General features: G+C 49.0%; 22 protein-coding genes and 1 pseudogene. 18 read left to right on the plus strand and 5 right to left on the minus strand.

Translation table 11 applies throughout. The features are described 5' to 3' along the window. Window positions 1-149 precede the first annotated feature (149 nt). On the minus strand, window positions 150-317 hold the full coding sequence (locus DFP94_RS02310; RefSeq protein WP_114494819.1) for an aspartyl-phosphate phosphatase Spo0E family protein: 168 nt from the start codon (window positions 315-317) through the stop codon (window positions 150-152). A gap of 566 nt (window positions 318-883) precedes the next feature. Between DFP94_RS02310 and DFP94_RS02315 the strand changes: the two genes are divergently transcribed. Further along, on the plus strand, window positions 884-1,354 hold the full coding sequence (locus tag DFP94_RS02315; protein ID WP_114494820.1) for a DinB family protein: 471 nt from the start codon (window positions 884-886) through the stop codon (window positions 1,352-1,354). Window positions 1,355-1,431: 77 nt separating this feature from the next. Here DFP94_RS02315 and DFP94_RS02320 read toward each other — a convergent pair whose 3' ends face one another. Further along, window positions 1,432-1,770, minus strand: a complete 339-nt coding sequence (locus tag DFP94_RS02320) for a L,D-transpeptidase (protein ID WP_114494821.1) — start codon at window positions 1,768-1,770, stop codon at window positions 1,432-1,434. 116 nt (window positions 1,771-1,886) lie between these two features. Between DFP94_RS02320 and DFP94_RS02325 the strand changes: the two genes are divergently transcribed. After that, the gene (locus DFP94_RS02325) at window positions 1,887-2,339 is read left to right on the plus strand and encodes an ASCH domain-containing protein (RefSeq protein ID WP_114494822.1); all 453 of its coding nucleotides are present in this window, start codon (window positions 1,887-1,889) and stop codon (window positions 2,337-2,339) included. A 75-nt stretch (window positions 2,340-2,414) separates the two neighbouring features. Beyond that, complete coding sequence (locus DFP94_RS02330; protein ID WP_114494823.1) at window positions 2,415-2,636, plus strand: phage holin; 222 nt, start codon at window positions 2,415-2,417, stop codon at window positions 2,634-2,636. 111 nt (window positions 2,637-2,747) lie between these two features. On the opposite strand, the gene DFP94_RS02335 is transcribed toward DFP94_RS02330, so the two are convergent. Further along, entirely contained in the window at window positions 2,748-3,539 is a 792-nt protein-coding gene (locus tag DFP94_RS02335; protein WP_114494824.1) for a PhzF family phenazine biosynthesis protein, read from the minus strand. 103 nt (window positions 3,540-3,642) lie between these two features. Here DFP94_RS02335 and DFP94_RS02340 point away from each other — a divergent pair, with 103 nt between their 5' ends. Then, window positions 3,643-5,106, plus strand: coding sequence for an aminotransferase-like domain-containing protein (locus DFP94_RS02340; RefSeq protein WP_114494825.1), 1,464 nt, complete (start codon window positions 3,643-3,645; stop codon window positions 5,104-5,106). Between the two features lie 221 nt (window positions 5,107-5,327). Here DFP94_RS02340 and DFP94_RS26445 read toward each other — a convergent pair. Further along, window positions 5,328-5,420: pseudogene (locus tag DFP94_RS26445) on the minus strand (manganese catalase family protein); the annotation flags it as partial. Between the two features lie 182 nt (window positions 5,421-5,602). Between DFP94_RS26445 and DFP94_RS02350 the strand changes: the two are divergent. Next, a complete protein-coding gene (locus tag DFP94_RS02350; protein WP_245954421.1) occupies window positions 5,603-5,857 on the plus strand; it encodes a WGxxGxxG family protein in 255 nt (84 codons plus the stop codon). Between the two features lie 73 nt (window positions 5,858-5,930). Here DFP94_RS02350 and DFP94_RS25330 read toward each other — a convergent pair whose 3' ends face one another. Next, a complete protein-coding gene (locus DFP94_RS25330) occupies window positions 5,931-6,092 on the minus strand; it encodes a hypothetical protein (RefSeq protein WP_181873060.1) in 162 nt (53 codons plus the stop codon). Window positions 6,093-6,372: 280 nt separating this feature from the next. On the opposite strand from DFP94_RS25330, the gene DFP94_RS02360 reads away from it, so the two are divergent. The 13 genes from DFP94_RS02360 to DFP94_RS02415 all read left to right on the plus strand — a co-directional run bounded on the left by DFP94_RS02360 (window position 6,373) and on the right by DFP94_RS02415 (window position 13,193). Beyond that, complete coding sequence (locus DFP94_RS02360; protein ID WP_114494827.1) at window positions 6,373-7,326, plus strand: site-specific integrase; 954 nt, start codon at window positions 6,373-6,375, stop codon at window positions 7,324-7,326. 181 nt (window positions 7,327-7,507) lie between these two features. Then, a complete protein-coding gene (locus DFP94_RS02365; RefSeq protein ID WP_114494828.1) occupies window positions 7,508-8,026 on the plus strand; it encodes a hypothetical protein in 519 nt (172 codons plus the stop codon). 2 nt (window positions 8,027-8,028) lie between these two features. Further along, window positions 8,029-8,454, plus strand: a complete 426-nt coding sequence (locus DFP94_RS02370) for an HNH endonuclease signature motif containing protein (RefSeq protein ID WP_114494829.1) — start codon at window positions 8,029-8,031, stop codon at window positions 8,452-8,454. Window positions 8,455-8,731: 277 nt separating this feature from the next. Beyond that, the gene (locus DFP94_RS02375) at window positions 8,732-9,421 is read left to right on the plus strand and encodes a sigma-70 family RNA polymerase sigma factor (RefSeq protein WP_114494830.1); all 690 of its coding nucleotides are present in this window, start codon (window positions 8,732-8,734) and stop codon (window positions 9,419-9,421) included. Between the two features lie 8 nt (window positions 9,422-9,429). Then, on the plus strand, window positions 9,430-9,783 hold the full coding sequence (locus tag DFP94_RS02380) for a hypothetical protein (RefSeq protein ID WP_147273826.1): 354 nt from the start codon (window positions 9,430-9,432) through the stop codon (window positions 9,781-9,783). 76 nt (window positions 9,784-9,859) lie between these two features. Then, entirely contained in the window at window positions 9,860-10,300 is a 441-nt protein-coding gene (locus DFP94_RS02385; RefSeq protein WP_114494832.1) for a hypothetical protein, read from the plus strand. Next, the gene (locus tag DFP94_RS02390; protein ID WP_114494833.1) at window positions 10,297-10,689 is read left to right on the plus strand and encodes a BC1872 family protein; all 393 of its coding nucleotides are present in this window, start codon (window positions 10,297-10,299) and stop codon (window positions 10,687-10,689) included. Before DFP94_RS02385 ends, DFP94_RS02390 begins: the two co-directional genes overlap by 4 nt. Beyond that, window positions 10,686-11,045 (plus strand): hypothetical protein, encoded by a 360-nt coding sequence (locus DFP94_RS02395; RefSeq protein ID WP_114494834.1) that lies wholly within the window; start codon window positions 10,686-10,688, stop codon window positions 11,043-11,045. The genes DFP94_RS02390 and DFP94_RS02395 overlap by 4 nt, the downstream gene beginning before the upstream one ends. A 52-nt stretch (window positions 11,046-11,097) precedes the next feature. Beyond that, window positions 11,098-11,241: a hypothetical protein gene (locus tag DFP94_RS25335; RefSeq protein ID WP_181872996.1), complete on the plus strand. Its 144-nt coding sequence runs from the start codon at window positions 11,098-11,100 to the stop codon at window positions 11,239-11,241. Then, window positions 11,238-11,720 (plus strand): hypothetical protein, encoded by a 483-nt coding sequence (locus DFP94_RS02400; RefSeq protein WP_114494835.1) that lies wholly within the window; start codon window positions 11,238-11,240, stop codon window positions 11,718-11,720. The genes DFP94_RS25335 and DFP94_RS02400 overlap by 4 nt, the downstream gene beginning before the upstream one ends. Beyond that, window positions 11,720-11,923 carry a hypothetical protein gene (locus DFP94_RS02405; RefSeq protein WP_114494836.1) on the plus strand — a complete coding sequence of 68 codons (204 nt, stop codon included), beginning with the start codon at window positions 11,720-11,722 and terminating at the stop codon, window positions 11,921-11,923. The genes DFP94_RS02400 and DFP94_RS02405 overlap by 1 nt, the downstream gene beginning before the upstream one ends. A 452-nt stretch (window positions 11,924-12,375) precedes the next feature. After that, complete coding sequence (locus DFP94_RS02410) at window positions 12,376-12,792, plus strand: hypothetical protein (RefSeq protein WP_114494837.1); 417 nt, start codon at window positions 12,376-12,378, stop codon at window positions 12,790-12,792. Beyond that, entirely contained in the window at window positions 12,792-13,193 is a 402-nt protein-coding gene (locus tag DFP94_RS02415) for a hypothetical protein (protein WP_245954424.1), read from the plus strand. The genes DFP94_RS02410 and DFP94_RS02415 overlap by 1 nt, the downstream gene beginning before the upstream one ends. The last annotated feature ends 12 nt before the right edge of the window (window positions 13,194-13,205 follow it).

The raw sequence follows: 13,205 nt of genomic DNA on the forward strand, positions 1-13,205 counted from the left end.
GACCACTGCAGGCTCTTAATTTTCCTTCGGAGGTTGGGGAAGTCTTATGATGGGAACTAACCTAAGCTTGAAAGTCCACTCCACCGGCTGTTTTTTTAATGAATAAAGTCCCTTTCTTATAAAGGAGTCGCTTTCGCGACTCCCATGAGTCATTTTTCTTTTTGACGATTCAGTGTTTCTTTGATTTCATGAAACTCGTTCAGTAGTTGATCGAGTTTTTGACTTAGTTCCACTAACTTCTGATCTGCCAAACGACTATACATAGCAAATTTATTGAGTTCGGCTCGAAGTTCTTCAATTTTATGTTTTAATTCCAAAAGCGGACACCCCTGAAAATCGAGTATCTATGTGAATACGTCCGCTGTGCACTGGCGACCGTTATGCGGATCCCACTAAAGAACTGTCCGCACCAGACTAAAGTGGTATTACAAAATTCGATAAAATAGCACTTTTTTCCTGCTTTTGAAGTAATCTATGCAACTTAAAGCATAATTTTTCAATGGATGTCATTCGAAATATCTCCGTATCGGAGGCAGAAGTATGTCTTCGCCCGTAGTTTTACCCCAAAATAAAAGAACGCTCATTCGAGCGTTCTAGCAAATCCGCATATTCACTTAAGTGACGTTCCGGTGTTTTCTATGCTTACAAATAACGACGGCTTTTTGACCAGGATGGAGTTTTACGACGATTACCTTTCTTCTTTTACACATAATTTTCCACCTCCTATTATTTGTTATACAATATATGATTCTGCGAATTGATTGGATTGGACGTTTAAATTAAGTTAATATCCTTATAGATTAAAATCCCGGTGTTGTTCCGACAAGAATTCGATCTTATAATTAAATCTAACAACGAAGAGGAAAGGACAAATAACGCTACTATGAATGCACTTGAAATTATTGTTTTGAATTTTGAAGAGATTAGACGCAGAAGTATTAAAGTTTGGTTAAGTATTCCCGAGGAAAAGCTGGATTGGAAGCCCGATTCGGAGGCAATGAGCATTAAAGAAATGATTCGCCATGTTTTGGACAGTGAACATTACTATCATTTGGCTTTACTTCATCGCGGTAGTTTATCATCTTACGACTCGCCGTTTGAAAGTCGCGAATTCACGACGGTACAGGATGAGTTGGCATTTGCTGAACCTTATAGGAGCCAATTTATCGGTAGCGTTAAGTCTTTTACTCAAGAGGATTTATCGAATATAAAAATAGACCGCAGCGATGCAGGGTACATTCGATCTTTAGGGGATATGTTACTGCGCATAGCTTACCACGAATCTGTCCACACGGGTCAACTCTTAGATTATTTGAGAACGGCTCAAATGACACGCGCCAGAGTATGGGATTAATATCATGAATACCAAAAAAACAAGAAGCCTGGGGCTTACCCCAAGGCTTCTTGTTTTTAAAGCAGATTGATTGTTTTTTATTTCCGGATCGTAACGCTTGTTCCGATCGATACAAGGCTGGCTAATTGAATAACATCCTGATTATACATTCGGATACAACCGTGAGAGACTTGTTTACCAATGGAAGAGGGGTCGTTCGTTCCGTGAATGCCATAATGGGGTCTGGACAAACCAAGCCAGTAAGCTCCAAAAGGGCCACCGGGATTTGGCGCTTTATTGATAATCGAATAGACGCCTTCGGGAGTTTGCGTCAACATGGTACCGATGCCCACTGGAAATCCCCGTTTGACTTGATTGTTATCCAGCAAATAAAGCATTCGGTCAGAAAGGTCGACAATGATCCGGTAGTTTGGCATGATTAATGTATGCCTCCCTTTTTTAATTCAGTTTATGATGATTCTGCCTATGTTGATTGGGCGGAAGAGGGTTGCTGCTTTGACATGTTCATGATGTAACGTAAGGAGGAATCGGATTGAAAACCATCACGATACACCAACCTTGGGCAACATTAATTGCTCTTGGGGAAAAGAAATTTGAAACGCGCAGTTGGGCTACAAATTACCGGGGAGAATTGGCGATCCATGCCGGTAAAAAAATAGATAAGAAAATCTGTCAGACAGAGCCATTCCGAACCATTCTTGCTATGTACGGATATCATGTTGATAATTTGCCGACCGGGACTATCGTTGCGATATGCAGGTTAGAAGCATGCTACTCTGTTTTACGAACTCCGAATGAGAAGGCTTTACTCGAAAATGGCACTCTAAACACGCTGCATAGGTATCCTATAGAGAAGCAAGAAATGGCGTTCGGAGATTATACGGATGGAAGGTTTGCCTGGGAATTGGGAGATGTAAGGCGGTTGCCTAACCCGGTGCCGGCAAAAGGTCGCCAGGGGTTTTGGAATTGGGAGCCGAGCTCATAATACTTATATTAAAACTAAGATAGGATGCATATATTATATAGCCTGCTAAGAAGGTGAAAATAGGGGGGGATCGGGATGAACAAGAAAAGATGGCGGAATTACGCGCTTTGGGTGAGCGTGGCTTCTCAAATTCTGTTGCTCATCCAGTTAATCGGCCATTTAACCGGACTTTTTGATTTAACGGAAGTTATAGCCCAAGAAGTACTAACGGCCATTGACGTTTTGCTTGGCATTCTGGCAACGCTTGGGATTATTTCGAATCCGACGAAGCCGAATTCCAAAGGGTACAATCTTTAAAGCAACTGGTTCTTTATGTACATAATTTTTTGCTCAGTTACCCGATGGTCTGAACCCTGAAAACCACCTGCACACTGTGTAGGTGGTTTTTCCGGTTTTAAGCAATCTTTCCTAGACGTTTAGGCTTCCTTCCAAATAAAGAACAGCATGTCCGCCGATCGCGACTCTGGCCCCCAGATTTTCACAGTAGAGGATTCCGCCTCTTTTGGACAACTGTTTGGCGAGCAGTTTGTCTTTTTCCAGAATTCCCGCCCAATAGGGAATGAGCGTGCAGTGTACGGAACCGGTAACGGGATCCTCGTCCACGCCGGCGTGGGGAGCGAAAAATCTGGAAACGAAATCGCTTTGTTTTCCTTTAGCCGTGATCACCAATCCGAAGGAGTCCGGCAACTTTTTAATTAACTCAAAGTCAGGGATAAAATGCGCAATCCGCTCTTCATTTTCAAGTACGGCATAATAACGGGTTCCTGTCTGATTTCGGGTTACGTACAATTCTTCCGGGTCCCCTCCTAGAATTTCCTCGATCAAAGAGAAGGAGTCTATTTTTTCAGGAATACGGGCAGGAAAATTCAGTTCAAACAGATCGTCTTTCTTAACAACTTTCAATATGCCGCTTAACGTATGGAAATTCATCTCCGTCAAACCTTGATCGAAAAAATGATGAATCACATAAGCGCTCGCCAATGTCGCATGGCCACATAGATCAATTTCCAATTCCGGCGTAAACCACTTCAAGTCAAAATACCCGTCACGAGGCACGACAAAGGCGGTTTCCGACAAGTTGTTCTCATAGGCAATGTTTTGCATGAATGCAGTGTCCGGGAACTCGCTCACTATGCATACACCTGCCGGGTTTCCTTTGAAAATATCTTTCGTAAATGCATCTACGACATAATACTTCATCTTTTCACTCCTCCTCTTTTGTATACTATAATAGAAACAGCCTAGAACAGATTGCCGAAAATAGAACAGATATGAAATGGAGCACGGGTTAAGGGGTAATGACATGAACGATAGGAAAGAAAAAAGCGGTCAACGCATGCGGCTGGTATACGATGCCGTTGTAGAGGGTATTGCAAGACGGGAGTGGAAACCCGGGGACAAGCTGCCCTCGGTTCGAATTCAGTCCGAACGTTTGAAGGTCCACCGGTTAACGGTGCTGAAGGCGTATCGGAAGCTTAAGGATGAAGGTATTATAGAGGTGAAATACAAATCCGGTTATTTTGTATGCAGAGTTCCGGCGGCGGTCCCGACACCAGGAGCCGGCATTCCGGATGACCGGCTGCACTGGGACTATGGGGTGCACAAGTCCACTGTTAACCGCAACAGAGCGATGGAATTCCAAAGCCAAAGCGTGGAATATCAAATGTCTAAGGCGTTGATCGATCCGAAATTGCTGCCCAACAGGTACTTATCCAATCATGTGCGGCAAGTGTTCGATATTTATCCCAAGGTACTCAGTACATACTCCGACGTAATGGGGGATTTGGAGCTGCGGGAGGCTATGGCCGGTTATTTTTTGCAAAAACACGGGATTGTGGCGGGGGCGGATGAAATGATGGTTACGACGGGTGCCCAGCAGGCGATCGACCTGGTATCCCGGTCACTGGTCAAGCCCGGCGATACGGTATTAATTGAGACACCGACATACGGTCCGGCTATCGAATTGTTTCGGCAGCAGAATGCGAAACTGATCCCCATTCCTATTTCTCAGGAAGGATACGATCTCGATCGGGTGGAACAAATCATGAACCGTCACCGCCCTCGTTTGTTCTATGTGAATCCGACCTTCCATAACCCTACCGGATTCACGGTACCTTCCCCGCAGCGCAAAAGATTGGTCGAACTGGCGGAAAGTTATCAATGCATCCTCGTGGAGGACGATATAAACCATGACATTTATTTTGAATGTGTTCCTCCTCCTCCATTGTTTTTTTACGATACGGAAGGTTATGTGGTTTATATCCGCAGCTTTAGCAAATATGTGGCGCCCGGACTTAGAGTCGCCTTTCTGACCGCCCGTCCGCCGGTCATGAACTGTTTGGTTCCGATGAAAGCGTTGACGGATCATGGATCGCCGCTGTTGGGCCAGAAAATATTCCAGCACTACTTTTTTTCCGACCGGCTCCAGGCGCATATTGCCAAACTACGGACCGCCCTTCAATTGCGTAAAGAAAAAATGGAGGCACAGCTTGCCGGAACAGGGTGGCAATGGGCGAGCCCGAAGGGCGGATTGAATTTGTGGATTCGCCTGCCGGAGGAGATTACGGCGGAGTCGCTCTTGGAGCGCTGCCTGAATCGCTCCGTTGCTTTTCTTCCCGGCGCCATTTGCGATCCTCTAGGACTGCTTAATAACCGGATCAGGCTAAGCTATTCCTTTATCAATGAGCCCCAATTAGAAGAAGGGATTAAGCGTTTGATTGCGGCAGCAGACACCCTCAAGGGGATTGATAACACTCGGGGAACGTAAAGAAGTAAATTCCAAATCGACATAAAAATCTAAATACCTAAACTTGGGAAAAAATACCGCTATGGAATACGGATTCCGCAGCGGTATTTCTGTTAGTTATTCAAGTCATGCAAGCCAGGGCTGTGCTCGCTGGGCAGCTCCGGCATGAACGGAAGCGGGAAGCCTTCCGGAGGTGCCGTAACTTCCAGGGTTCCTCCATTACGACTGGGCGTTTGCCCCCGTCCGCCGAGCGTTTCCTGAAGAACCTTGGCTGCTGATGGATCAGGCTTATCCGGAACGATTACGTTAATCAAATCTTCTTTGTAAAAATACATTGTGAACCTCCTGGTGGATGATTTTAGCTGCCTGATTTCCATAGTTTACCTAAGCCCTGCAGATCTTATGCGGTTTTCCGGGCACATGTCCGTTTTTATTTCTCCCCGGCCTCCATTGCATAAAGGACTGCATTATCGGGAAACTTACTGCATGTAGTCACTAACTCAGGAGGTGCTTTTCTTTGAAAAAGAGTTTGACCGCCATGCTTGTTACGGCGTTGATTTCCGCAGTGTTGGTTCTGCCGGCCTCTGCTTATGGAAACAACACGAACGGCACAGATATGAATAACACCACAGGGGGCAATTATTCGACGAATAATGTCCGGGCCAATGCGGCTAACAATAACGATAACCGCATGGATTGGGGCTGGCTTGGTCTGATCGGCCTGCTCGGGCTTGCCGGGATGCGCAGAAGAGAAACCGATCGTCGTTCATAGGCGATGCGTATCAAAGGACAAAAAGGCTTCCGCTGGAAGCCTTTTTGTTTCGTTTAACGATGGCGGGAGTCGTTCATCTTAACCTGTATTCTTTTTTGGTTTCTTCGTAAGCAATCAGCGTAATTTTCTCTCCGGTCATCTCTTCAAGCGCTGCTTCCGCCTCTTTGATGACGGCAACCGCATCCGCGCCAGCATCCAATGGTACAACTTGGTATTTATCCGTTAATATTTCCATCGTTGTTCCCTCCATTCTGTAGTATCATTTAGTCTTCCCCCAAGGTGAAAATCCATAATTCAGAAAAGAGTTGAAACAAATCGGAAATCCGTATATAATCATATCTACGGGATTTTTTCCTTCTTACCCTTGCCGGGGTGGCGGAATTGGCAGACGCACAGGACTTAAAATCCTGCGGTAGGTGACTCGCCTGATTTTCCGTCAACTGATACGCTAATTTAATCGCAGGTTCAACCGTTTATCTCCGTTCAATTTACGTTGAAGGGGGATTTTTTGCGTTATGGCAGGACGGAGAATTACGCGGATACCGGACGAGATTCCGGAGCAATTCCGTGGCTGGGCGGAGGCGCTCGGCGGATTTCTAACGTGGAAAAAGACGCAAGGGATATCGGAGCAGACGTATAGCGATTACGATAAGCACGTGCGCCTGTTCTTCAAACGGTTTCCTGACGCGTGGACAAGCCCGGCGGAGTTAAAAAAGGCGGCATATACGCATTTATCCGCGGAGGAGATCGCGGCGCCTACGTTTAACAACCGGCTCGTTTATTTGCGGACGTTTCTGAATTGGTGCGTGGAGAACGGGTACGCCGCGGATAATCCGATCGCGAATATCAAGAAGCGGAAGGACGAAGGGCGCGTCGTTAATATTGACGCGGAGATATTGCGGGAGTTACTGACGCTTCCCGATCAAAAGACGTTTACGGGATTGCGCGATTATTCGCTCATTCTGTTGACGCTAGATTCCGGCATTCGTCCGAAAGAGGCGCTGTCCCTCATTCCGATCGACTTCAATCCGCAAGCCTGCGAAATCTATATCGCGGCCAAAGTGGCGAAGACGCGCGTATCCAGGACGCTCCCTATTTCGGACCATACCGCAAAAGCGATACGGAGACTCACTGCGATAAGGCCTGCGGATTGGAGCGCAGATGTGCCGATATTTTGCACGTGGGAAGGCGGAAGGATGACGCGGCATACTTGGGGCGACCGTATCGAGGCGTACAGCACGAAGCTCGGCGTACATATTCGTCCGTACGACTTGCGGCATGCCTTTGCGCTAGAATTTTTGCGCGGATCAGGCTCGCCGTTTGCGCTGCAGCGGATGCTCGGCCACGCGGACATGAAGATGACACAGCGATACATTTCGCTGCTTGATGACGATATTAAGTCGGACCATACGAAAGCGTCGCCGCTGAATCGGTTGATTACGGATAAAAAACGAATAACGAAATTGTGACGTGTGAATGCGCTCGTCTCTTCGGAAGTAACCGGAGGGGCGGGCGCTATTTTTTTTTGCGAATAATGTGCGCGACGTGTGTGGACGTCGTCTTTTTTGATAAGCGGCGGAAAATTTCTTCGGAAAGTGTGCGAGATCGATTCGACCGGCAACAGAGTAAGTGAAGGGGGCGAAACATAAAATGAACGCAATTACACCGTTACCAAACGATAAGCAAACGCTACTCGACGGGCCTGGCGGTTTTGAGGTGTACAACCGCGAACTCGTCCGCAAGGTGTTTCCGCGAATCATACGCGAAGTCTACGACGAGGTGTACGCAGACTCTCGACAACGAAAGCCGGACATACGCGACATTATAGCGTTCTACTTTACGCTACAGTCGTACATCGACGGAAATTATCTCCGCGCAGATGGGACCATAAATGACCGGTTTGGGGCGTGCTTCATATCGTACGAGACGCTGACGTCAATGCTGCGGATCGAACGAAACCGCATCAAGCAGCTCGCGGACATTCTCGAAGCTAACGGAATTATCCGGACGGCGACTCGCTGGGAAAGTACGCGGAAATTTAAATGGTATTTTCCCTCGTACTGCCCGCGGATAACCGATGACGGCTACGTTGTTGACGAGGACGGGACGAAGATTGTTCCGGATATGAACGTATACCGGCCGCGAAGAAAAAGAAAAGGGGTTGCGTAAGAATGGCAATAGCGTGGGGATATAGAAAGCGTGAACGGTTTGCTGACAGCAAGGGGAGGACGTGCGGAGCGGTTGGATTGGTGAGTAAGCGAGACTGTAAAGGAGACTATTCGCTTGTTTATAACATTGACCACATTGTCCCGGAGAGTAAAGGAGGTCCGGACGAGGTAAACAACTTGAGGATTCTCTGTATGCCCTGCAACAGTCTGAAAGGTGACTTAGAGGAAGAGGAGTTCCTACTACGCGCCAAAATGAGGCGTGAGATCATCGCTATGCAGACAGCGATTTCCCAAGAGTGCGGAATTGACATGAGGGAGTTAAGTGCCGTTTTTAAATCGGTCAGCATCCCCAGGCAATTCGATGTGCTCTCAAAAATCACCCCAAAGATAGTAAGTATGCCTGAGGCCGACTACAGGAAGTATGCCTAGGGCCGACGACTGGTGGTATGCCTGAGGCCGACTGTAAAGATAGAAAGGTTTTAAAAGAGAAAGATGTAAGAGAGAAACAAATAATACCGCTTCGGTTAAATTCGCTACGCTCATTGAACCTCGCGGAGCAATTGATATAAGAAATACCTTACGCGCACAGAGACATATCATTGATAGATTTTCTTCGCGTAAAGAAAAGAATATGTAAGCATATTCGAAGAAGTACGCAGCCGGCCGCAGCGCCGCGCATCCACTACAAGAAACGGAGGGCCCCACGATGACTCAACGCAATTACCCGGACAATCCGCTACTCGGCCCGTCAAGCCGCGCGGAGTTCATTGTCGCAAACTTACCGCTCGTCTACTCGATAGCTTGGCGTTATCGTTCGCGAGCCGAAGCGCTTCATATTCCGCAGGAAGACGTCGTCAGCGAGGGCACTATCGGACTCATACTCGCATATGACCGCTACTCTGACGCAAGCAAGGCGTTCGCTCAAATCGCAGCCCCGTATATTCGCGGACACATCCGGCACATGTTCCGGGACCGAGCGCACGTTATTCGGATACCGCGCAAGCACTCCGAAAATGCTCAGCGTATCAGCCGCGAATGTCTCGACGATGTGTCGGACGCGGAGATCGCGCAACAACTCGGAATTACCGTAGAGGATGCGCGGGAGGCGAAGTACTGCGTGATGATCCGGAAGGCGGAAAGCTTGAACGCACACGGTCCGGACGACGATCGCGCGCCAAAGGAACCGGAATGCGAAGCGGACTATACCGGAGCCGAGGTCGACGAGTTTACCGCGACACTAACGGAGGGCCAGCGCAATATCATTCGCTTGCTAACGGCGGGCGTGCCGCAGACAGACATCGCAAAGACGCTCGGAATTACGCGCCAGGGCGTCAACGAAAGTATGAAACGGATACGGGCGCGGTATCAAAAATTTTACGGAGGTGTCGTCGCATGAAAAACGAATTGAACGTACAACTCACGCCAGATTTTCGCCTTACCGCAGATGACCGCAATTTTATCGTAAAGGAACGCCGCCTCGTCGACCCAACGCTTGCTCCGAATTGGAAGGCGCGACTCGCCGCAAATCCAACGCTTGATCCGTCACCGCGCGAAGTATGGGAGGACGCCGGCTATTACGGATATACTCCCGCCGGGCTCACGGCGGCTCTCGGGACCGTCCGGATTAAAGCGGCAGCGAGCGGAAACGCGGAAACACTCGCCGAATTTATGGCGCAACTTGCTGCGGAGACTGAGCGGATAGTCGCGGCGCTATCATCGGGTCAGTTGCGCGATTTTGACGTCAAATTAGCGTCGTAACCCGGCGCGTAGTGTATTCGGTAGGGTAGAGCGTAGTAGCGCTAATTTAACGGTAAAACGAAAGGGGAACGAAGTGATGCACGGAGCAGACGCTTATCATGTAGCAATTCGGGAGGCTCATAGAAGAGGCCTTGGCGGACTTGAGAAAACGGGATTAGGTTATAAATATCACGGGGGAGACGCGGAATGTTTCCGTTGGGGGAACGTTTTGTTCGTGACAGCTTCACACGCCAGGGGACGGACGTTTTTCATTTATTTGATAGATGAGGAAGAAAAATTATTCAAGGTGTACGGGATAACTGGCGGAAATCCGGGATGGACTGAAACATACGGCTGGTTGCATAAAGGAACGTGGGTTATGCCTATCCTCGAGTATTTTAGGCAACTTGAACGAGATGTTACGGATTTTGACGCGAAGCAAGAAGAAATAAAGCGCCGAAAGCAGGCGAAGGAGAACGTCATTATCGGCGAACAAGTTGCGAAATTTAATGCCATGTTCCGGGAGGTGTCCGCATGACACGCGGCGAAATCATCGCAAAATGGGACGGGATGGCTCCACGTGAACGTGACGCTTGGGTTGCGGAGGCTGTGTTCGGCTGGCGGAAAGAGGAAAGGCCGAACAGTCCTGAATCGGAGTATAACGCATGGTACTGGGTAAATTCCAGCGGTAACGTAGAGGTTCCCGTCAATTTCTTCAAGCCTACGCGCCTGCTTGACGACGCGTGGTCGGTCCTCGAGGTATTTTACGCATACATCGTTAAGCGCAATGACGGCGTTAATCACTATTTCGCAGCGATTAAAACCGACGAGGGCGCCTTTGTGTCGCAAGCTTATGGAGAAGCCGCGCCAGAAGCGATGTGTCTCGCGGCGATTATCGCGAGGTTAACGGAGGAGGTGGCGGCGTGAGCAACGTTAAGCTTACGAAATTTCCCGTAACGGCTCCGGATGGGACGGAGTACCGCGTGAAGATCCGCGAGTGTGAGGACGGTATGTGGGTCAGTAATTACGCGATCGCTCGATTATATGCGAAAAGGAAACGATGGGGCTTCCGAAAAGTTTTTGGTCGCGAATACCTCGACGGCGGAGGCGCGTACTCACACGGCGACCCGGATTATATCACCATTGCGTCGCGCGTTGTTGGTGATTATTACGCGGCCTTGCGCGCTGACGCGGAGTATCGGCGAATGATTAGCCGCGATGAGGTGCGCCGACAAAGCGCTGCCGAGCGATTTGCGCAATGGGACGGGAGGATTACGGATTGAAGATCGAAACGGTTGACGATATTCTCGAATACTAAGGAAAGGGTGAACGCGAATGAACGCAGAAATCGAATTAACTCCGGATGAAATCCGCGAATTTAACTTGTGGCTATACGACTATCCGCAATATAAACGAATGTCCTGGCGCGAACAGGTAATGTTCTGGAGGGCACTACGAGAGCGGAGGGAGGCGGCATGACGGCGAGACACTTCGTCAATCTCACGAATGGCATCGAAGCCATCCCGAATATCTCCGAGCCGTACGCGTTTATCCGCATTCAATCGACGGCCTGCGAACAGAAACGCTGGGACTTCGTACTGCAGGACCTCGATTATACGTTCTTACTCGCGCTCGCGTCCGGTGAAACTTGCGTTGTTTACGATTATGGCGCAAATAAACCCGTTCCGCGCGCGTTGTATCAGGGCGTCGAATGGGTGCGCTATGCGTTAAACAGGCGATGGCTCGACGTTGAGATTACGCCAGTTGTTCGCGGACACAACGTATTAGCGTATTTCCGCGAGTGTTATTCAACGTTAGATAAGCGGACTTTCACGAAAATAGACTATGTGCGCAAGTTTTTGAATACGAACGAAATACGGATCGAATTGCGAACGGGCGCAACGCAACATGACGGGGATTACGAATACTATGCGCGGATATTAAAGGAGGCGGCGTAATGGACTGGAACGCATTTTTCGGAGCCTTAACGTGGTGTTCCGCGATCCTTTCGACGATCGGCGCTATCTGTTTCGGAGCGTTTTCCATAGACGAGAAGGATGGCGCGATTCAACGGTTCAGGGTTGTATGCGCGGCTTCCTGCGGACTTTGCGCTGTGCTGTCCGTAGCAACGATCGCCGGAATGGGTTGGGGTCCGCAATGATCCCGTACGTTTATCGCAGTTTTACCGGGCAAATGGGCGCTTTCTCAGCGTCCCGGTACTTGCGGGAATGTCCGACTAAACACGCGTAATTTACCGCTAAAATATCTGTCCGGTGAATGGCCGCTTGTTGTCCGTATGAGGAACGTACGTTCGCGTTATATTAAGATCAATGACGAACGGTGTCGAATAACTCCCATTTCTAATCCATCGAGAAAATGTAAGATACACAGAGTAATAACGAGAAAACGGGAGATTGCTGAAACAAAGACCATCTGTAATTTACCAATTTTCCTCTGTAATATATACCTGTTTATACCATTTGAGTTCATTCTAGTTTATTTGAGCCTGGTTAAACCTGTGGATATATGGAAACTTGATAAACCGAACAAATCTCGGAATTTGGCGTTTTACGAATCTCGCATGTAATTTATATAATCGGAGGTGTCAGCGGAGTGACAACGGAGATTACACGGGACCTTGCGGAGGACTTGGCGATATGCGAGGCGGCGATATCCGGGCCCTGGCATTTGATGCCTAGCGTTCACTCGGAGTATCAGTACGAAGTCTGTCGGAGTGATTTCTTAGATACGATCGTGGCTTCGGCAATTACCGAGGATGATGCGCGGTTTATCGCAGAAGCGCGTGAAGGATGGCCGCATGCGATCCGGCGGGCAGTCGAGGCTGAATCCGCGCTCTCCGCTGAGGAAGACCGGAGATGTAGGTTCGAGGCAATGGCGGACGAGTGGGCGTATGAAAACGAAATGATACGATCCCACGTCGAGAAACTCCGCTTAGTTTACGAACGCGGCGAAAGTGATGAGGCGCTCGCAGTCGCAGTCGGCGAATTTTTACGGGAGGTGGGGGAATAGTGGCGCGTCCTAAAATCACCGCAGAGCAACGCGAAGACTGGCGCAACCTTCCGCTTGCGAATTGGAACACGCGAACGGTACACGCTATGGTCATCGACCTCAACGCGGAAAAATTCGGCATTGAGAAATACGTACCATTGCGCGGCTGGGCGTTTGAACAAGGCGTAATCAAGCGCGCACTCAACGACTACGGTGCGGCGGCCTTACGTGAAACTATCGAACGAGCCTTCGCGGAGTACAAGCCTGGCGCACAGTATCCGCAGCTTACCGCAGGCTTTCTGATCGCGTACATGTTGCCGCGGATCATGCCGCAAGTTCTGGCGGAAGGGCAACGGAAGGAAAAAGCGAGTGCGGCGGTGGTGAGCGCAATGTCTGCGGAGGAGATGGCGAGTTGGCTATGACGGCGAAGTGTC

Origin of the sequence: Fontibacillus phaseoli (assembly GCF_003337355.1) — a bacterium.
Classification (GTDB): Bacteria; Bacillota; Bacilli; order Paenibacillales; family Paenibacillaceae; genus Fontibacillus; species Fontibacillus phaseoli.

Coding starts and splice junctions, on each gene's coding strand:
- DFP94_RS02385 (WP_114494832.1), top strand. CDS start 9,860: ATGCACGGAGCAGACGCTTATCATGTAGCAATTCGGGAGGCTCATAGA.
- DFP94_RS02340 (WP_114494825.1), top strand. CDS start 3,643: ATGAACGATAGGAAAGAAAAAAGCGGTCAACGCATGCGGCTGGTATAC.
- DFP94_RS02405 (WP_114494836.1), top strand. CDS start 11,720: ATGGACTGGAACGCATTTTTCGGAGCCTTAACGTGGTGTTCCGCGATC.
- DFP94_RS02365 (WP_114494828.1), top strand. CDS start 7,508: ATGAACGCAATTACACCGTTACCAAACGATAAGCAAACGCTACTCGAC.
- DFP94_RS25335 (WP_181872996.1), top strand. CDS start 11,098: ATGAACGCAGAAATCGAATTAACTCCGGATGAAATCCGCGAATTTAAC.
- DFP94_RS02320 (WP_114494821.1), bottom strand. CDS start 1,770: ATGCCAAACTACCGGATCATTGTCGACCTTTCTGACCGAATGCTTTAT.
- DFP94_RS02360 (WP_114494827.1), top strand. CDS start 6,373: ATGGCAGGACGGAGAATTACGCGGATACCGGACGAGATTCCGGAGCAA.
- DFP94_RS25330 (WP_181873060.1), bottom strand. CDS start 6,092: ATGGAAATATTAACGGATAAATACCAAGTTGTACCATTGGATGCTGGC.
- DFP94_RS02315 (WP_114494820.1), top strand. CDS start 884: ATGAATGCACTTGAAATTATTGTTTTGAATTTTGAAGAGATTAGACGC.
- DFP94_RS02375 (WP_114494830.1), top strand. CDS start 8,732: ATGACTCAACGCAATTACCCGGACAATCCGCTACTCGGCCCGTCAAGC.
- DFP94_RS02390 (WP_114494833.1), top strand. CDS start 10,297: ATGACACGCGGCGAAATCATCGCAAAATGGGACGGGATGGCTCCACGT.
- DFP94_RS02335 (WP_114494824.1), bottom strand. CDS start 3,539: ATGAAGTATTATGTCGTAGATGCATTTACGAAAGATATTTTCAAAGGA.
- DFP94_RS02400 (WP_114494835.1), top strand. CDS start 11,238: ATGACGGCGAGACACTTCGTCAATCTCACGAATGGCATCGAAGCCATC.
- DFP94_RS02330 (WP_114494823.1), top strand. CDS start 2,415: ATGAACAAGAAAAGATGGCGGAATTACGCGCTTTGGGTGAGCGTGGCT.
- DFP94_RS02370 (WP_114494829.1), top strand. CDS start 8,029: ATGGCAATAGCGTGGGGATATAGAAAGCGTGAACGGTTTGCTGACAGC.